Raw genomic sequence first — 16,987 nt, 5'->3', positions numbered from 1 at the left:
GCTTCGGGAGGGGAGAGTGCCGGTGGACGTCGTCGCGATCATGGAAGCACTGGCTGAACAGGGCGTAACGGTGCTGTTCAAGGCCGACGCTGAGCGGATGGCAGAGAGGGGCGAGCCTTGGACCTTCGTCGCCAGTGGAGCGCCGTTGCGCGAGGACGTCCTTGTGCGAACCGATGCCGCGTCTGTGGAGCAATGCCTCGCAGTGTGCTTGCCCCGCCTGCGTGAGCTGGGCTTTTCGTTCCCTGAGTGAGATAGCAGGTGTGACCGCACCGCCGCCCTGGATGTCAGTGCCGGCTGCTTGCATGAGCCCATGGACACCGTGCACACGACCGCCGCCCTCCTCCCGGACCCCGCCGAGCTCCGCGCGCACCTGCGCGCGCTGGCCGTGCTGGACCAGGCGATCTGCCGCGACCCGCGGTTCTCCCGCTACTCCTTCTCCACCACCTGGGGGCCTGGGACGGAGGCGGCCCTGATGGACAACGGCTCGGGTGACGACTTCTCCGTCCTCTTCACCCCGGCCGGTGTGCTCGTCCGCGGCTTCGACCACGAGTCGGAGATGAGCCCGTACGCCACGGACGACGAACAGGTCTGGCCCGGTGTCATCGACGAAGTGCCCGCCGCGCTGCGCCCGCTCCTGGACGACCCGGCTTTCGTCGACGAGGGCCTCGGCGCCCCGCGGGTCACCGCCTGCCTGTGGTGGGAGACCGGCGGCAGCGCCTGGCGCACCGGCTCGGGCATCGAGTTCCCCTCGGGCAGCCCGGACCCGGACGGCTCCGGGCACCTCTTCCGCCTCCTCACCGACCGCTCCCCCGAGGCCGTCCAAGCGCACTTCGAGGGGGACTACGGGCGGCCCGTCCCCCTCGGCACCGTCCGCCACGTCCTCGCGGGCCACCCCCTGACCCCCGAAGCCGCCCACGGCCTCAACCCGGTCGCCCTCTCCGACGAGGCCCTGCTCCGCCGGATCGCCGCCGACCCCGAGGTCGAGGCGTACCTCGCCTGCGACGGCGAGTTCGACCTCACGCGGACCGACCCCATCGAGTCGATCGCCCTGCCCGCCGGTCTCCCGGTGGAGCCCGTGGCCGGCTGCAACGCGGGAGGCACCCACTACCTCTGTGGCCCGGCCGGCTCCGACCGCGTCCGCCCCGTCCTCTACACCGACTCCGAGGGCCAGGCTTCCCTCATCGCGGAGTCCCTCGCCGAGGCCCTGACCCTGGCCATCGTCCTCCCCTCCTGGCACGACGCCCTGGCCGGCTTCCGTCCCCCCGCGCTCAACGCCGACTACCTTGAGGACAACCCGGACCACCCCGAGGTCCGCGACCGCCTCCTCGCCGCCCTCCGCCTCCCCCCGGCCACCGAGCCCGAGGTCCTGGCCCGCCTCCTCACCACGGCCGCCCGCACCGTCCCGGACGGCTTCCTCCCTTCGGTCGAGGGCGAGGAGGACGCGGCCTTCGAACCGATGCTCCGTCTGCCGGCCGAGTAGGACAGCCCCGCCGCGCGCCGCCTTCCGGACCCGACGCACCGCTACGGCGAAGCCATGACCGCACTGCCCGACTGGATGCGCCCGCCCCGCGCGGAGGGCTGTTCACGGAGGACGTGGACCGCCTCCCCGAGGTTCGGCCCGGCGCATGCCGGATCCACGGCAGGAGACTTTGGGGTGATCGACCTCAAGGACGTGGGGGGATGGGTCGTCACCGGGCATCACAACGACGTCCTTACCTATGTCGGCCCCGATGAGCCTCAGGATCAGTCGCAGATCGCTGTCGGGTTGTTCGGACGTTCCAGGCGTCACAGGGACGGCACCGAGCTTTACGTCGTCCACGTTGAGGACAAGCGGGGGTCAGTGGCCCCAGCGTAAGTAGCCGCGCTTCACCGCTGGTGGACGCCTGGGGAGTATCGGCTCCAGGTCCCACCGGCTTCGGTGACCAGGCGGGTGGCGGTCTTGTCGTGATAGCCGAGCGCCTTCGCGATGACGGGGGCTGGGGCCTGGAGGACGAGCCTGGTCCGGCTCGGGGAACCGGCCTCACCCATCCCCGAGCCAGCCGCTTCCCTGCTGCTGGACTACATCGCTGACCGCGACCACATGAACACCGCCACCAACCCAGCATCCCCCTGGCTGTTCCCCGGACGCCGGGCGGGCCGGCCCTTCCGCCCTGACCATCTGTCCGCACTCCTGAATGAGATCGGCGTCCCGGTGGCCGCCGCCCGCGGCGCCGCCATCCGACAACAACTCCTTGAGATGCCCGCTCCCGTTGTCGCGGAGGCTCTCGGCTACCACGACAAGACCACCACCCGCCTCCTCAACGAGACCGTCGGGACGTGGAGCCGATACACCGCTGGAAATCGCACACGGGCACCAGCAGTTGCGCCCGGCGGGGAGCTGGTGACAGTTGAACAGGAGAGCCCATGAGTAGCGTGGCATGGTCCGCGATGGTCGGTCCCTGAACGCGATCACCACCGGGCACTGCCGGTAGCGGGGGCTGGCCCCACCTTCGATCAACCGGGCAGCCGGATGGCCGGGAGACGCCATGTCGGCGACCGTGGGGCTGTCCCGAGCAAGTCGCCTACAGAGAAGGCAGGATCGTGCGCATTGTCACGGCCACCGCCGCCGCCCTGGCCCTCGCCGGGCAAGCCGCGCCAGCCGCCACCGCCCACCAGCCGACCACCGACGGCATCTGGCGCATGGACGGCTACGGCACAGTCCTATCCATCCGGAACGGAACCTTCCAGGAGTACGAGACCACCGCCGTCAGCTGTCTCAAGGGCGATTCCGCGCAGCGGACCGGCCCCAGCACCTACACCATGCCCGACGGCACTGTCCTCACCGTGCGCACCCACGGAGGCCGCGACCGCGGGTCCATGCGGGCGGACGGCTCCGTCGGCGACCGGAACCTGCGCCGGATCCCGGAGTTGCCCGACGCCTGCACGAGTCCGGCCCCCAAGGGTCCGCTCGCTGCCTTTGACGTCTTCTGGCAGTCCTTCGAGGAGAACTACCCCTTCTTTTCTGCCAAGGGCATCGACTGGCACGCCGTACGCGACCAATACCGCCCCGGGGTACACGCTGGGACGACGAGGGACGAGCTCTACGCCGTCTTCAGCGAGATGGTCAAGCCGCTCTACGATGCCCACGTTGCCGTCCAGGACGGCGATCACGTCTTCGCACAGGTTCGCCCCGGCACTGTCGTGCCCACCGAGGGGTTGGACGCCAAGGTCAAGAAATTCATCGTGGCGCGCGACCTCAAGAACGCCCGGAACCTCCAGGACTTCGCCAACGGGCGGATCACCTACGCCGACCTCCCCGGCGGGCAGGGCTATCTGCGGATCTCCGGCTTCGGCGGATACGCGGGCGATCACGCCCCCTACGCCGCCCAGCTGGCCGAGCTCGACAGGGCGCTGGACACGGTCCTCAGCCAGGAGCGCCCCCAGAGCCTGAAGGGCCTGATCATCGACCTGCGGATCAATGGCGGCGGCTCCGACGCCCTGGGAATCCACATCGCCGAGCGCCTCACCGACACCCCCTACCTCGCCTACTCCAAGCGGGCACGCAACGACCCCGCCGACCCCACCCGGCACACCCGCCCCCAGCCCGCGTATGTCACGCCCGCTCAGGGCCCCCGCTACACCGGGCCGGTCGCCGTACTGACCGGCGGATCGACCGTCAGCGCGGGGGAGACCTTCACCCAGGCCCTCATGGACCGGCCTGGCAGGACGGTCCGGATCGGGCAGCCCACACAGGGCGTCTTCTCGGACGTCATGTCGCGCAAGCTCCCCAACGGCATGTCGGCCTGGCTTCCGAACGAGGAGTTCCTGACCCGGTCGGGCAGGACCTTCGACGGCACGGGCATTCCGCCGCACCTCAAGGAGCCGGTCTTCACGAAGGAGGAGTTCGACAAGAAGAGGGACTCAGCCTTCGACAGGGCTCTGAACGTCCTGCGGAACTACAGCGGTGCCACGGGCTGACGCAGGAGTAGCGGGCCTGGGGACAACCCGCTGGAGATCATGAAAGTCACTACCACGCTCAGCAGCACCGACAACTGGCGACAGTTGAATGCGCGAGCCCACGAGTACCACTGCCGTGGCTGGAGCCCGCCCCCGCCCTCCGCCCGCGCTCGCAGCCTGCGGCTGGCGCCCGTGTCTGCGCCTGTGCGCCGCCCTTGCCTGCCGCCCGCGTCCCCGCCCCTGCCCCCGTGGCCGGCGGCTGTGCTGGCGCCCCTCCCTGGGCCCGCGTTCGCGCCCATGGCCGGCATCCGTGCCTGTTGCCCGTGGCCGACGTCTCTGCCTGGCGCCCGTACCTAGCTCCTGTCCCCGCCGTACCCGGCTGGCGCCCGTGCCGCCCCCTGCCCGGTGCCTATGTCCGCTGCCCTCAACTGGAACCCGTGCCCGTCGCCTGCCCGGCGCCCCTGCCCAGCGCCCGCGCTCGCCCTCCGCGCCCCCTGCCCGTCCCCGCCCGATACCCGCGGCCAGCGCCCCTGCCCACGGCACGTGTCGGGGTGGTCAGTGTTCGAGGAGCATGTGTTGGAGTTCTCGTGCGGCTCGGGGTGGGGCCACGTCGCTGCGGTGGGCCAGGGCGATGGTCCGGTGCAGTCCCGGCCGGGCCAGTGGGGTGACCCGGAGCCCCTGACCCGCCCGGACCGCCACCATCCGGGGCACCACGGCGATCCCCAGCCCCGCCCGTACGAAGCCCAGCACCGCGTCCATCTCGCCCCCCTCCACGGCGAAGTCCGGCTCGAACCCCGCGGAGCGGCACGCGGCGACGGTCAGCTCCCGCAGGTCGTACCCGTGCCGGAACATCACCAGCCGTTCCCCCTCCAGCTCGGCGACCTCCAGGACCGGTCCGCCGCGGCCGGGCACCGGCGCCTCCGGTGAGGACACCACCACCAGGTCCTCCCGGAGCAGTTCCACGGTGGTCAGCGCGGGCGCCGGGGTGGGCAGCGGCAGCACCACCAGTGCCAGGTCGAGCGCGCCGCGCGCCAGCTCCCGTACCAGGTCGTGCGAGCCGCCCTCCTCGACGAGCAGGCGGATCCCCGGGTACCGGTCGTGGAAGGCGCGCAGCACGTCCGGCAGCAGGCCGGTGCACAGGCTCGGTGTCGCCCCGAGCCGCACCCGCCCGCGCCGCAGCTGCGCCAGCTCCTGCACCTCCTGCCGGGCGGTGTCGGCGTCGGCGAGGATGCGCCGGGCCAGCGGCAGCAGCGCCGCGCCGGCGTCGGTGAGCGTGATGTTGCCCCGGGCGCGCAGGAACAGGTCCGCGCCGAGCTCCCGCTCCAGCGCCTTGATCTGCTGGGACAACGACGGCTGGGCCACGTGGACCAGCTCGGCGGCCCGGGTGAAGTGCCGGGTCTCGGCGACGGCCACGAAGTACTGGAGCTGCTGGAACTGCATACAACCAGCATAGTCACCGCCTATCGAAACGAGCCGGACCATGTCTTGGACCGATCGGCCGCTCCAGGCCTAGCGTGCTCTTCATGGCTCTGGCAACGCGGACGGACCGACGACCGTCCATGGCACGCACGCTGTGGGACTCCACCGTCGGCAAGAAGACGGTGATGGCCGTCAGCGGTGTGATCATGCTGCTGTACCTGGTCGCCCACGTCATCGGCAACCTGAAGATCTTCTTCGGCGCGGCGGAGTTCAACCACTACGCCCACTGGCTGCGCACGGTCGGTGAGCCGTTCATGCGCTACGAGTGGACGCTCTGGCTCGTGCGGATCGTCCTGGTCGCCGCCGTGGTCGCCCACGCCACCGCCGCCTACCAGCTCAGCCGCCGCGACCTCAGGGCACGGCCCACCGCCTACGCGCACAAGAAGCCGAGGGCGAGCTACGCCACCCGCACCATGCGGTGGGGCGGTGTCATCCTCGGCCTGTTCATCGTCTGGCACGTGCTGGACCTGACCACCGGCACCGTGCACCCCGGCGGCTTCCAGCCGGGCCACCCGTACCAGAACGTCGTGGACACCTTCTCCACCTGGTACGGCAACGTCGTCTACATCGTCGCGATGCTCGCGCTCGGCCTGCACGTTCGCCACGGCTTCTGGAGCGCCGCCCAGACCCTCGGCGTCGGCAGCCGCACCCGCGACCGCGCCCTGAAGGCCGTCGCCGACGTCCTCGCGCTGCTGCTCACGGCCGGCTTCGTCGCCGTACCCGTGGGCGTCATGACCGGAGTGGTGAGCTGACATGACCGTTTCCACCGACTACACCGCCTACGCGACCGGCGCGCCGATCGCCGACACCAAGGCCCCCGCCGGGCCCGTCCACGAGCGCTGGGACCGGCGCCGCTTCGAGGCGAAGCTGGTCAACCCCGCCAACCGGCGCAAGCACACGGTCATCGTCGTCGGCACCGGCCTCGCCGGCGGTTCCGCGGGCGCCACCCTCGCCGAACAGGGCTACCACGTCGTCCAGTTCTGCTACCAGGACTCCCCGCGCCGCGCCCACTCCATCGCCGCGCAGGGCGGCATCAACGCGGCGAAGAACTACCGCAACGACGGCGACTCCGTCCACCGGCTGTTCTACGACACCGTCAAGGGCGGCGACTTCCGCGCCCGGGAGTCCAACGTCCACCGGCTCGCGCAGATCTCCGTCGCGATCATCGACCAGTGCGTGGCCCAGGGCGTGCCCTTCGCCCGCGAGTACGGCGGCCTGCTCGACACCCGCTCCTTCGGCGGCGTCCAGGTCTCCCGCACCTTCTACGCCCGCGGCCAGACGGGCCAGCAGCTCCTGCTCGGCGCCTACCAGGCGCTGTCCCGGCAGATCGCCGCCGGGAACGTGGAGATGCACCCGCGCACCGAGATGCTCGACCTGATCGTCGTCGACGGGCGGGCCCGCGGCATCGTCGCCCGGGACCTGGTCACCGGGAGGATCGACACGTACTTCGCGGACACCGTCGTCCTCGCCTCCGGCGGCTACGGCAACGTCTTCCACCTGTCGACCAACGCGATGAACTCCAACGCGACCGCCGTCTGGCGGGCGCACCGGCGCGGCGCCCACTTCGCCAACCCCTGCTTCACCCAGATCCACCCCACCTGCATCCCGCGCACCGGCGACCACCAGTCCAAGCTGACCCTGATGAGCGAGTCGCTGCGCAACGACGGCCGTATCTGGGTGCCCGTGGCGAAGGGCGACACCCGCCCGCCGCACGAGATCCCCGAGGCGGAGCGCGACTACTACCTGGAGCGCGTCTATCCGTCCTTCGGCAACCTGGTCCCCCGTGACATCGCCTCCCGGGCCGCGAAGAACGTCTGTGACGAGGGCAGGGGAGTCGGCCCCGGCGGGCAGGGCGTCTACCTGGACTTCGCCGACGCCATCGCGCGCCTGGGCCGCGAGGCCGTCGAGGCGAAGTACGGCAACCTCTTCGAGATGTACCAGCGGATCACCGACGAGGACCCGTACCAGGTCCCGATGCGGATCTACCCGGCGGTGCACTACACGATGGGCGGACTGTGGGTCGACTACGACCTCCAGACCACCGTTCCCGGGCTGTTCGCCATCGGCGAGGCCAACTTCTCCGACCACGGCGCCAACCGGCTCGGCGCCAGCGCGCTGATGCAGGGCCTGGCCGACGGCTACTTCGTGCTGCCGGCCACCATCAACGACTACCTGGCCCGCACCGGCCACCAGGAGCCGGTCACCGACGGACACCCGGTCGTCCAGGAGGCGTTGGCCGAGACCGAGGACCGGCTCAACCTGCTGCTTGCCGTGGACGGCGACCGCACCCCGGACTCCTTCCACCGCGAACTCGGCGAACTGCTGTGGGAATTCTGCGGCATGGCCCGTACGGACAGCGGGCTGCGCAAGGCCCTGGAGCGCATCCCGCAGATCCGCGAGGAGTTCTGGCGGCGCGTCAAGGTCCCCGGCACCGGCGCGGAGCTCAACCAGTCGCTGGAGAAGGCCAACCGCGTCGTCGACTACCTGGAGCTCGCCGAGCTGATGTGCCTCGACGCACTGCACCGCACCGAGTCCTGCGGCGGCCACTTCCGCGAGGAGTCCCAGACCGCGGACGGCGAGGCCGCCCGCGAGGACGACGCGTTCTCCTACGCCGCCGCCTGGGAGTTCACCGGCACGGGCGAGCCGCCCGTCCTGCACAAGGAAGACCTGGTCTTCGAGTACGTCCACCCCACCCAGCGGAGCTACGCATGAAGCTCACCCTGCGCGTCTGGCGGCAGAAGAACGCCGACGTCGAAGGCGCCATGTCCACCTACGAGGTGGACGGCATCTCGCCCGACATGTCCTTCCTGGAGATGCTGGACGTCCTCAACGAACGGCTCATCCTCTCCGGCGAGGAGCCCGTCGCCTTCGACCACGACTGCCGCGAGGGCATCTGCGGCGCCTGCTCGCTCGTGATCAACGGCGACGCGCACGGGCCCGAACGCACCACCACCTGCCAGCTGCACATGCGCTCCTTCCGGGACGGCGACACGATCGACGTCGAGCCCTGGCGGGCGTCCGCCTTCCCGGTCGTCAAGGACCTGGTCGTCGACCGGTCGGCGTTCGACCGGATCATCCAGGCCGGCGGGTACGTCACCGCGCCCACCGGCTCGGCGCCGGAGGCGCACGCCACCCCGGTCCCGAAGGCCGACGCCGACCTCGCCTTCGAACACGCCGAGTGCATCGGCTGCGGCGCGTGCGTGGCCGCCTGTCCCAACGGGGCGGCGATGCTGTTCACCTCCGCGAAGGTCAACCACCTCAACGTCCTGCCGCAGGGCGCGCCCGAACGGGAGACCCGCGTGCTGGACATGGTGACGCAGATGGACGCCGAGGGCTTCGGCGGCTGCACGCTGGCCGGGGAGTGCGCGACCGCCTGCCCCAAGGGCATCCCGCTCGTCTCCATCACCCGCATGAACAAGGAGTGGCTGCGGGCCACCCGCAAGGTCAGGCGGTAGCGCCGCCGGGGGAGGGGAGGACCGCGCCCGGCCGCGGCTCCCCGCGCCCCCGGACAGCGCGGCGGACGTTCGCCCATCGAGGGGCGGGCGGGCGGGGCCGGGTAGGTGCTCACCCGGCCCCGTCCGGTTTCCCCGCCGCGCGAAACGGGCCGGCACGGACCGGCTATCCCGGCGTTCAGCATCCCCACATCCGCTCTCCCGGCACCCGTCACGTACACGCCAACCGGCGTCGGGAGAACAGGGGAGGCGGGCCGCACGCACCCGGGCCCGCCGCCGCTGCCGCCGACCCGCCCGTGCCCAGGAGAGTGCCATGACCGGCGTGTCCACCCTCGACCGTCCCCCGCAGCCCCCGGCACCCGTCCGCTACACCGTCACCCTCGCCCGTGACGAGGCCGAGGTGCGCGCCGCGCAGCGCCTACGGCACGACGTCTTCGCCGGTGAGCTGGGAGCCCTGACGGCCGGCCCGGAGCCCGGCCACGACATCGACGCCTTCGACGCGTACTGCGACCACCTGCTCGTCCACGACACGGAGACCGGGCAGGTGGTCGGCACCTACCGGCTGCTGCCGCCGGAGCGGGCCGCGGTGGCCGGCCGGCTCTACGCCGACGGCGAGTTCGACCTGAGCGCGCTCGACGCGATCCGGCCCGACCTGGTCGAGGTCGGCCGCTCCTGCGTCCACCCCGACCACCGCGACGGCGCCGTCATCGGCCTGATCTGGGCCGGCGTGGCCCGCTACATGACCGACCGGGGCCACGAGTGGCTGGCTGGCTGCTGCTCCCTGCCGCTCGCCGACGGCGGCGCCCTCGCCTCCGCCACCTGGGACCGGGTCCGCGCCCGCCACCTCGCACCCGAGGCGTTCCGCGTCCGGCCCCTGCTGCCGTGGGTTCCCGCCCCCGGCCTCCCGGCCGCCCGCACCGGACTCCCCGCCCTGCTGCGCGGCTATCTCCGCCTGGGCGCCCAGGTCTGCGGCCCGCCCGCCCACGACCCCGCCTTCGGCGTCGCCGATCTGTACGTCCTGCTGTCGATGCGCCGGATAGACCCCCGCTACCTGCGGCACTTCCTCTCCCTCGTGCCGGCCTGATGGGCGGCCGGCAGCCCGGCGCGCCCTGCACCCCGGGCACCTGCGTGGACCGGCCGGGGGCCGTCGTGGCCCTGCCCCGGGCCCTGCTGCGGCTCGCCGCGCTCACGGCCCTGGTCCTGGCGGGGATCGTGCTGTACCCGCTCGGCCGGGGCCGCCCCGGCCCACTCCCCGCCGACTGGACCGGACGGTGGTGCCGGGCCGTCGTGCGAGCCGCCGGAGTGCGCGTCGGCATCACCGGCGCCGCCCCGCCGGCCGGCGGGCTGCTGCTGGTCGCCAACCACGTCTCCTGGCTGGACATTCCGCTGCTCACCGCCGTACGCCCCGCCCGGATGCTCGCCAAGAGCGAGATCGGGCGGTGGCCCGTGGTGGGTGCCCTGGCCGGGCGCGCCGGGACCCTGTTCATCGAACGGGACCGGCTGCGCGCCCTGCCCGGGACCGTGGACCGGATCGCCGGCGCCCTCAGGGCCGGCGCCGCCGTCACCGCCTTTCCCGAGGGCAGCACCTGGTGCGGACGCGCCCACGGCCGCTTCCACCGTGCCGTCTTCCAGGCCGCGCTCGACGCGGGCGTGCCCGTCCAGCCGGTCCGCCTGCGCTACCGGCGGCTGGACGGCGGACCCGGCACCGCGGCGGCCTTCGTCGGCGAGGACACCCTTCTGGCCTCGCTGTGGCGGGTGGTCCGCACCCGGGGCCTGGTCGCCGAGGTCGAGGTCCGGCCGGTGATCCCGCCGGGCACCCACCGCGACCGGCGGGCCCTCGCCCACGCCGCTCGGCCGGACGCCCCCGAGCCCGCCTGGACCCACGCCGCCCTGGTCGCGGGCGTCCTGCACGGACCGTACGCCGGTACGGCCGTGGCCACCGCGCCGGCGGGCCGCGCCCGACTCAGGGCATGACCCGCGCCAGGAACGGCGCCGTGGCGCTGTCCCGGGCCCGGGCCACCCGCTCGGGCGGGCCGGCCGCCACGATCAGGCCGCCCCGGTCGCCGCCGCCCGGCCCCATGTCGATCACCCAGTCGGCGCCCGCGACGACCGTCATGTCGTGCTCGACGACGACCACCGTGTGCCCGGCGTCGACCAGTCCGTGCAACTGGTCCGTGAGCACCTCCACATCGGCCGGGTGCAGCCCGGTCGTCGGCTCGTCCAGCAGGTACAGGGTGTGGCCGCGGCGCCCGCGCTGGAGTTCGCTCGCCAGCTTGATCCGCTGCGCCTCCCCGCCGGACAGCTCGGTCGCGGGCTGGCCCAGCCGCAGGTAGCCGAGGCCCACGTCGAGCAGCGCGCCCAGAGCGCGCACGGCGCCCGGGGTGTCGGCGAAGAACGCGGCCGCCGACTCCACCGTCAGGTCCAGCACCTCGGCGATGCTCCGCCCCCGGTACGTCACCTCCAGCGTCCTGGGGTTGTAGCGGGCCCCGCCGCAGTCGGGGCACGGCGCGTACGTGCTCGGCAGGAACAGCAGCTCGACGCTGACGAACCCCTCGCCCTGACAGGTCTCGCACCGTCCTCCCGCCACGTTGAAGGAGAACCGCCCGACGCCGTAGCCGCGCGCCCGCGCCTCCGGGGTGCCGGCGAACACCTTGCGCACGACGTCGAACAGGCCCGTGTAGGTGGCCAGGTTGGAGCGCGGGGTGCGTCCGATGGGCTTCTGGTCGACCCGGACCAGCCGCTCCACGTCCCCCGGCCGTTCCGCCAGTTCCCCGACGAGGGTGGACTTCCCCGAGCCGGACACCCCCGTGACCGCCGTGAACACGCCGAGCGGGAACTCGGCCGTCACCCCGCGCAGGTTGTGCCGGGTCACCGGGCCGACGGTCAGCCGGCCGCGCGGCCGGCGCACCTCACGCGCCGGCCCGGGCGACTCGTCGAAGAGGTACGCGGCGGTGGCCGACCCCTCCACCCCGGCCAGCTCGGCCACCGGTCCGCTGTACAGCACCCGTCCGCCGTGCTCGCCGGCGCCCGGACCCACGTCCACCAGCCAGTCGGCGCCGCGCACCACCTCCAGGTGGTGTTCCACCACGAACACCGAGTTGCCCGCGGCCTTCAGCCGGTCCAGCACGGCGATCAGCGCCTCGGTGTCCGCGGGGTGCAGTCCGGCGGACGGCTCGTCCAGGACGTACACCACGCCGAACAGTCCGGACCGCAGCTGGGTGGCGAGCCGCAGCCGCTGGAGTTCGCCCGCCGACAGCGTGGGGGTGGCCCGGTCCATGCTCAGGTAGCCGAGGCCCAGTTCGGTCACCGGCTCGATCCGGGTCCTCAGGTCCCCGGTGAGGACACGGGCGGTCTCCGTCTCCCCTTCGAGGAGGCCGGCGAGGTCGGTCAGCGGCAGGGCGGCCAGCTCGGCGATGGTCCGGCCGGCGAAGGTCACCGCGAGCGCCTCGGGCCGCAGCCGGCTGCCTCCGCAGTCCGGACAGGGGGCGCTGGTGAGAAACCGCTCGGCCTTGGCCCGCAGGGTGGCCGAGCGGGTGTCCGCGAACGTCTTGAGGACGTACCGGCGGGCGCTCATGTACGTGCCCTGGTAGGGGCGTTGGATGCGGTCGGCGTCCCGGACGGGATGGACGGTGACGACCGGCTGCTCGTCCGTGAACAGGATCCACTCGCGCTGTTCGGCGGGCAGGTCCCGCCAGGGCCGGTCCACGTCGTACCCGAGCGTGTCCAGGATGTCCCGCAGATTCTTGCCCTGCCAGGCACCCGGCCAGGCGGCGACGGCACCCTCGCGGACGGACAGCGACGGGTCCGGGACCAGCAGCTCCTCCGTCGTCCCGTGCACCCGGCCGAGGCCGTGGCAGCCGGGGCAGGCGCCGGCCGCGGTGTTCGGCGAGAACGCGTCCGAGTCGAGGCGCTCGGCACCGGGCGGGTACGTCCCCGCGCGGGAGAACAGCATCCGCAGCGAATTGGAGAGGTTGGTGACCGTGCCCACCGAGGAGCGCGAGGTGGGCGCCGAGCGGCGCTGCTGGAGCGAGACCGCGGGCGGCAGTCCGCTGATCTCGCCGACGGCCGGCGCCCCGACCTGGTGGATCAGCCGGCGCGCGTAGGGAGCGACCGACTCGAAGTACCGCCGCTGGGCCTCGGCGTAGATGGTGCCGAACGCCAGGGACGACTTCCCCGAGCCGGAGACGCCGGTGAACACGGCGAGCACGTCCCTGGGGACGTCCACGTCGACGCCCTTGAGGTTGTGCTCGCGGGCGCCGCGGACGCGGACGTAGGGGTCATGGGGGCTGTGCATGGGAAGAAGACTCTAGCCGCCCCCGCGGGTCACCCCTGTGGCGGGTTGCCCGGGTTGCCCGGGTCGCGCGGGGTGCCGAACTCGTCCCTCAGCTTGTCCTGCCCGGTGTCGACCTGCGACCGGTACTTGTTGCCGGTCCGCTGGTCGATCTGGTCGCCGCCCTTGTCGATGCCCTTGCCGGCCATGTCCTCGTGACCCTTGAGCATTCCCTTGATCTTGTCCATGAAGGACATTGACAAGCCTCCTCGTCGTTCGGAATGTGCCCTCCCAGGGTCACCGGCCCCGGCCGGGTCCGCATCTCGGGCGCCTCACCGGGGCGGAGCGATGAGCCCGGCGAGCCGCCGGTGGGAGTCGAGCAGGGCCGTACGGTCGTACGTGCTGGTGGTGACCAGCACCTCCCGCGCGTCCGTCTCCTTCAGGACCGCCTCGAGCTCGTGCGCCACCTGATCCGGGGTGCCGGCGATGTGCCCGGCGAGTGCGCCCTCGAAGAGGTCCCGTTCCCTCGCGGACATCCGACGGGCCTCGACCGACTCGGCGGGGGCCAGCGGCGGGAAGGTGCCGTGGGTGCGGGAGTACGCCGTCGACCAGGCCTCGGGGAGCAGCAGCCGGCGCGCCTCCGCCTCGGTGCCCGCCACCGCGACCGTGCCGGAGACCACCACGTACGGCTCGGGCGCCCAGGGGGAGGGGCGGAACAGGGAGCGGTAGCGGTCGATGCCGCGCAGCATCTTCGCGCGGTCGCGCAGGTCCCCGATCACCATCGGCAGTCCGGCGAGCGCGGCGGTGCGGGCGCCGTCGCCCATCGCCAGCACGAACGGCCGCACCGGCAGCCCCTCCGCCGGGCGGGCGTGCACCCCGGCGGGGGAGCCGACCGTGAACCACTCCAGCAGCTCGGCGAGTTGCGCCCCGAAGTCCTCGGCGTCCCCCTTGTCCCGGCCGAGCGCCCGGCGGACCCCGTCGGTGAAACCCACGGAACGGCCCAGTCCCATGTCGATCCGCCCCGGGAACAGCGACTCCAGCACACCGAACTGTTCGGCGACGACCAGCGGCCGGTGGTTGGGCAGCATGACACCGCCGGTGCCGACCCGGATCGTGCGGGTGGCCGCGGCGACGGCGGCGGCGAGCACGGTCGGCGCGGAACCGGCGACGCCCGGCACGCCGTGGTGCTCCGAGACCCAGAACCGGTGGAACCCGAGCGCCTCCGCCTCCCGGGCCAGCGCCACGGTGTCCCGCAGCGCCTCGGCGGGCGGGTGCCCCTCGCGGGTACGGGAGCGGTCGAGGAGGGAGAACCGGGTCCGGGCGATCACTGAACTGCTCACCTCGTGTTCAACACCCGCGCGGCTCCCTGATTCCCGGAACCCGGGAGACCAGCCACCGCGAGGAGCGGGGCGGCGGGGCGCGGGCCGCCCGGGGGCGAGGGATCGATGGGGCAGCGGGGCGGTTGGGTCGGCGCGGTGGCCTGGTCAAGGCGCCGGACGGTTTCGCGGTGAGTGAGCCGGTCGGTACCCGGGTCGCGGGGTTCCCGGGGCGGCGGGCCCCCGAGGGCGCCGAGTCGGCGGGGGCCCGGGGGACGGGCCGCCGGTGGGGTGGGCGGTGCGCGGGTCGCCGGGGGCGGGGGCGGGGCCGGTTAGGGTGGTCGGTGTGATCGACAGCAGCAGTCGCCCGCTCGCGGTGTTCGACCTGGACAACACGCTCGCCGACACCGCCCACCGGCAGCACTTCCTGGAGAAGCGGCCGCGCGACTGGGACGGGTTCTTCGCCGCCGCGCCCCAGGACCCGCCGCTCGCCGAGGGCGTGGCGCTGGCCCTGGAGAGCGCCCGCGACTGCGAGGTCGTCTACCTCACCGGCCGCCCCGAGCGGTGCCGCCGGGACACCCTGGAGTGGCTGGCGGCCCACGGGCTGCCGGAGGGGCCCGTGCACATGCGCGGCGACGCCGACCGCAGGCCCGCCCGGTCCACCAAGCTGCGGATCCTGCGCCGGCTCGCCCGGGACCGCGAGGTGCGGTTCCTGGTGGACGACGACGAGCTGGTGTGCGACGAAGCCGAGCGCGCCGGGTTCACCGTCGTGCGGGCCCGCTGGGCGGCGAGGTCGGCCGCGCTGGAGGAGGCGCAGGAGCGGGACGGCCGCACCTGACGGGGCTCAGGAGCCGCCCTCGTCCTCGATGCGGAAACCGACCTTCATGCCCACCTGGTAGTGCTCGATGCGGCCGTTCTCGATCTGGCCGCGGACCTGGGTCACCTCGAACCAGTCCAGGTTGCGCAGCGTCTGGTCGGCGCGGGCGATGCCGTTGCGGATGGCCTGGTCGACGCCCTCGTGCGAGGTGCCGACGATCTCGGTGACCCGGTAGGTGTGGTTCGACATGCGGGTGCTCCTCTCGTCTCACGCGTACTCCACCGTGCCGTATCCGCGCCCCGCCCGCACGCGCGTCCGGGGCGTACCGCCCGGTAGCCCTTGACCTCCGTATTGGTCCATACCAAAATCCAGCAGACCCGTACGAGCGCCCCACTCGTCCCCCCACGTCGGGCCCCCACCCCTGTCCGCAGTACCGTGCCAGACAGAACAGGACCCCTCGTGAGACGTCGTCTGATCGCCCTCCTCTGTGTCACCGGAACCCTCGTCAGCGGCTGCGGGATGCTGCCCGGTGGACACGACCGGAAGACCGTCACGGTGTGGCTGATGAAGGACAGCGCGTCCAAGGAGTTCCTGCACCGGTTCACCGAGGACTTCGAACGCACCCACGACGACCTCCGGCTGGACATCCGCATCCAGGAGTGGACCGGCATCGTCGAGAAAGTCCGCGCCGCGCTGAAACCCGGCGCGCACGACGGACCGGACGTCATCGAGGTGGGCAACACCCAGGTGCCGCTGTACGCGGACGACGGCCGGCTGGTGGACCTCACGCTGGAGTCGATGCGGGACTGGGGCAAGGAGAAGTGGCTGCCCGGTCTCGCCCAGCCCGGCCGGGACGGCAACAAGCAGTACGGCATCCCCTGGTACGCGGCCAACCGGGTCGTGATCTACCGCAAGGACATGTTCGCGCGGGCCGGCATCACCCGCCCGCCGCGGACCCGCGACGAGTGGCTGGCCGACACCCGCGAACTCGACTCCGGTGACACGCAGGGGATCTACCTCGCCGGACAGGACTGGTACACCCTCTCCGGCTTCATCTGGGACGAGGGCGGCGAACTGGCCCGCGAGAAGGACTACGAGTGGCAGGGCACCCTGGACACGCCCGCCGCGCTGCGCGGCATGGACTTCTACCGGCGCCTCCAGGCCCTCGGCGAGGGGCCCGTGGACGCCGACGAGGAACACCCGCCCCAGGCCGGGGTGTTCGCCGGCGGCAAGGTCGCCCAGATCATCGCCGTACCCGGACTCACCCAGGCCGTCGTGCGGCAGAACCCGAAGCTGAAGGACAAGCTCGGCTACTTCCCGGTGCCCGGCCCGACCGCCGGACGGGCCGGCACCGTCTTCACCGGCGGCTCCGACCTCGTCGTCCCGCAGAACACGGGCGACCAGTTCGCCGCCACCACCGTCGTCGCGGCGCTCACCGGCGCCAAGTGGGACACCGAACTCGCCCGCACCATGAACTACGTGCCGAACAAGACCTCGCTGGCCGGCGCGGTCGCCGGGGAGGAGGGGGTCGCCGCCATGGCCGCGGGAGCGGCGCACGGCAGGGCGACCCCCAACACCCCGCAGTGGGCGGACGTCGAGGCCGACAACCCGATCAAGGACTACATGACGCGGGTGCTGAAGGGGGCCGACGCGGCGGTGGAGGCCCGCAAAGCCTCCCACGCGATCACCAGGATGCTCGCCCCCGACCTAGGCTGAC

The 16,987-nt window shown here is 72.7% G+C and carries 15 protein-coding genes; 10 read left to right on the top strand and 5 right to left on the bottom strand.

Going from position 1 to position 16,987, the window contains the following annotated elements:
• The first annotated feature begins 22 nt into the window (after positions 1 to 22).
• From ACIQVT_RS04785 to ACIQVT_RS04775, 3 genes are all read left to right on the top strand, one after another.
• Entirely contained in the window at positions 23 to 250 is a 228-nt protein-coding gene (locus ACIQVT_RS04785) for a hypothetical protein (RefSeq protein ID WP_403747455.1), read from the top strand.
• 60 nt (positions 251 to 310) lie between these two features.
• Positions 311 to 1,480, top strand: coding sequence for a hypothetical protein (locus ACIQVT_RS04780; RefSeq protein WP_403747453.1), 1,170 nt, complete (start codon positions 311 to 313; stop codon positions 1,478 to 1,480).
• Between the two features lie 1,100 nt (positions 1,481 to 2,580).
• Complete coding sequence (locus ACIQVT_RS04775) at positions 2,581 to 3,957, top strand: S41 family peptidase (RefSeq protein WP_403747451.1); 1,377 nt, start codon at positions 2,581 to 2,583, stop codon at positions 3,955 to 3,957.
• Between the two features lie 534 nt (positions 3,958 to 4,491).
• Here ACIQVT_RS04775 and ACIQVT_RS04770 read toward each other — a convergent pair.
• Positions 4,492 to 5,376 (bottom strand): LysR family transcriptional regulator, encoded by an 885-nt coding sequence (locus ACIQVT_RS04770; protein WP_403747449.1) that lies wholly within the window; start codon positions 5,374 to 5,376, stop codon positions 4,492 to 4,494.
• A 119-nt stretch (positions 5,377 to 5,495) separates the two neighbouring features.
• Between ACIQVT_RS04770 and ACIQVT_RS04765 the strand changes: the two genes are divergently transcribed.
• From ACIQVT_RS04765 to ACIQVT_RS04745, 5 genes are all read left to right on the top strand, one after another.
• Positions 5,496 to 6,167 carry a succinate dehydrogenase gene (locus ACIQVT_RS04765; protein WP_403747936.1) on the top strand — a complete coding sequence of 224 codons (672 nt, stop codon included), beginning with the start codon at positions 5,496 to 5,498 and terminating at the stop codon, positions 6,165 to 6,167.
• 1 nt (position 6,168) lies between these two features.
• Entirely contained in the window at positions 6,169 to 8,127 is a 1,959-nt protein-coding gene (locus ACIQVT_RS04760; RefSeq protein WP_403747447.1) for a fumarate reductase/succinate dehydrogenase flavoprotein subunit, read from the top strand.
• Entirely contained in the window at positions 8,124 to 8,870 is a 747-nt protein-coding gene (locus ACIQVT_RS04755; RefSeq protein WP_403747445.1) for a succinate dehydrogenase/fumarate reductase iron-sulfur subunit, read from the top strand. The genes ACIQVT_RS04760 and ACIQVT_RS04755 overlap by 4 nt, the downstream gene beginning before the upstream one ends.
• Positions 8,871 to 9,180: 310 nt before the next feature.
• Positions 9,181 to 9,951, top strand: a complete 771-nt coding sequence (locus ACIQVT_RS04750; RefSeq protein ID WP_403747443.1) for a GNAT family N-acetyltransferase — start codon at positions 9,181 to 9,183, stop codon at positions 9,949 to 9,951.
• The gene (locus ACIQVT_RS04745; protein WP_403747440.1) at positions 9,951 to 10,841 is read left to right on the top strand and encodes a lysophospholipid acyltransferase family protein; all 891 of its coding nucleotides are present in this window, start codon (positions 9,951 to 9,953) and stop codon (positions 10,839 to 10,841) included. Before ACIQVT_RS04750 ends, ACIQVT_RS04745 begins: the two co-directional genes overlap by 1 nt.
• Here ACIQVT_RS04745 and ACIQVT_RS04740 read toward each other — a convergent pair.
• The 3 genes from ACIQVT_RS04740 to ACIQVT_RS04730 form a co-directional block, all read right to left on the bottom strand.
• The gene (locus ACIQVT_RS04740) at positions 10,831 to 13,161 is read right to left on the bottom strand and encodes an ABC transporter (RefSeq protein WP_403747436.1); all 2,331 of its coding nucleotides are present in this window, start codon (positions 13,159 to 13,161) and stop codon (positions 10,831 to 10,833) included. The two genes, ACIQVT_RS04745 and ACIQVT_RS04740, sit on opposite strands and share 11 nt — an antisense overlap.
• A 29-nt stretch (positions 13,162 to 13,190) precedes the next feature.
• Positions 13,191 to 13,394: an antitoxin gene (locus tag ACIQVT_RS04735; RefSeq protein WP_403747432.1), complete on the bottom strand. Its 204-nt coding sequence runs from the start codon at positions 13,392 to 13,394 to the stop codon at positions 13,191 to 13,193.
• A gap of 75 nt (positions 13,395 to 13,469) precedes the next feature.
• Positions 13,470 to 14,477, bottom strand: a complete 1,008-nt coding sequence (locus ACIQVT_RS04730) for an LLM class flavin-dependent oxidoreductase (protein ID WP_403747429.1) — start codon at positions 14,475 to 14,477, stop codon at positions 13,470 to 13,472.
• A 322-nt stretch (positions 14,478 to 14,799) separates the two neighbouring features.
• On the opposite strand from ACIQVT_RS04730, the gene ACIQVT_RS04725 reads away from it, so the two are divergent.
• Positions 14,800 to 15,291: a hypothetical protein gene (locus tag ACIQVT_RS04725; protein WP_403747425.1), complete on the top strand. Its 492-nt coding sequence runs from the start codon at positions 14,800 to 14,802 to the stop codon at positions 15,289 to 15,291.
• 6 nt (positions 15,292 to 15,297) lie between these two features.
• Here the strand turns inward: ACIQVT_RS04725 and ACIQVT_RS04720 are convergent, their stop codons facing one another.
• The gene (locus ACIQVT_RS04720; RefSeq protein ID WP_121785665.1) at positions 15,298 to 15,519 is read right to left on the bottom strand and encodes a dodecin; all 222 of its coding nucleotides are present in this window, start codon (positions 15,517 to 15,519) and stop codon (positions 15,298 to 15,300) included.
• A 210-nt stretch (positions 15,520 to 15,729) separates the two neighbouring features.
• Here ACIQVT_RS04720 and ACIQVT_RS04715 point away from each other — a divergent pair, with 210 nt between their 5' ends.
• Positions 15,730 to 16,986, top strand: coding sequence for an extracellular solute-binding protein (locus ACIQVT_RS04715; RefSeq protein ID WP_403747421.1), 1,257 nt, complete (start codon positions 15,730 to 15,732; stop codon positions 16,984 to 16,986).
• Position 16,987: the final 1 nt, after the last annotated feature.

The organism is Streptomyces sp. NPDC100445 (assembly GCF_044759735.1).
Classification (GTDB): Bacteria; Actinomycetota; Actinomycetes; order Streptomycetales; family Streptomycetaceae; genus Streptomyces.
Note: the sequence above shows the minus strand (reverse complement) of the source record. Positions and strands in the feature narration are given on the sequence as shown.

Bases quoted from the DNA above. Each gene is read 5' to 3' on its own strand.
- ACIQVT_RS04780 (WP_403747453.1), top strand. From the start codon at position 311: ATGGACACCGTGCACACGACCGCCGCCCTCCTCCCGGACCCCGCCGAG.
- ACIQVT_RS04770 (WP_403747449.1), bottom strand. From the start codon at position 5,376: ATGCAGTTCCAGCAGCTCCAGTACTTCGTGGCCGTCGCCGAGACCCGG.
- ACIQVT_RS04765 (WP_403747936.1), top strand. From the start codon at position 5,496: ATGGCACGCACGCTGTGGGACTCCACCGTCGGCAAGAAGACGGTGATG.
- ACIQVT_RS04760 (WP_403747447.1), top strand. From the start codon at position 6,169: ATGACCGTTTCCACCGACTACACCGCCTACGCGACCGGCGCGCCGATC.
- ACIQVT_RS04755 (WP_403747445.1), top strand. From the start codon at position 8,124: ATGAAGCTCACCCTGCGCGTCTGGCGGCAGAAGAACGCCGACGTCGAA.
- ACIQVT_RS04750 (WP_403747443.1), top strand. From the start codon at position 9,181: ATGACCGGCGTGTCCACCCTCGACCGTCCCCCGCAGCCCCCGGCACCC.
- ACIQVT_RS04745 (WP_403747440.1), top strand. From the start codon at position 9,951: ATGGGCGGCCGGCAGCCCGGCGCGCCCTGCACCCCGGGCACCTGCGTG.
- ACIQVT_RS04740 (WP_403747436.1), bottom strand. From the start codon at position 13,161: ATGCACAGCCCCCATGACCCCTACGTCCGCGTCCGCGGCGCCCGCGAG.
- ACIQVT_RS04735 (WP_403747432.1), bottom strand. From the start codon at position 13,394: ATGTCCTTCATGGACAAGATCAAGGGAATGCTCAAGGGTCACGAGGAC.
- ACIQVT_RS04720 (WP_121785665.1), bottom strand. From the start codon at position 15,519: ATGTCGAACCACACCTACCGGGTCACCGAGATCGTCGGCACCTCGCAC.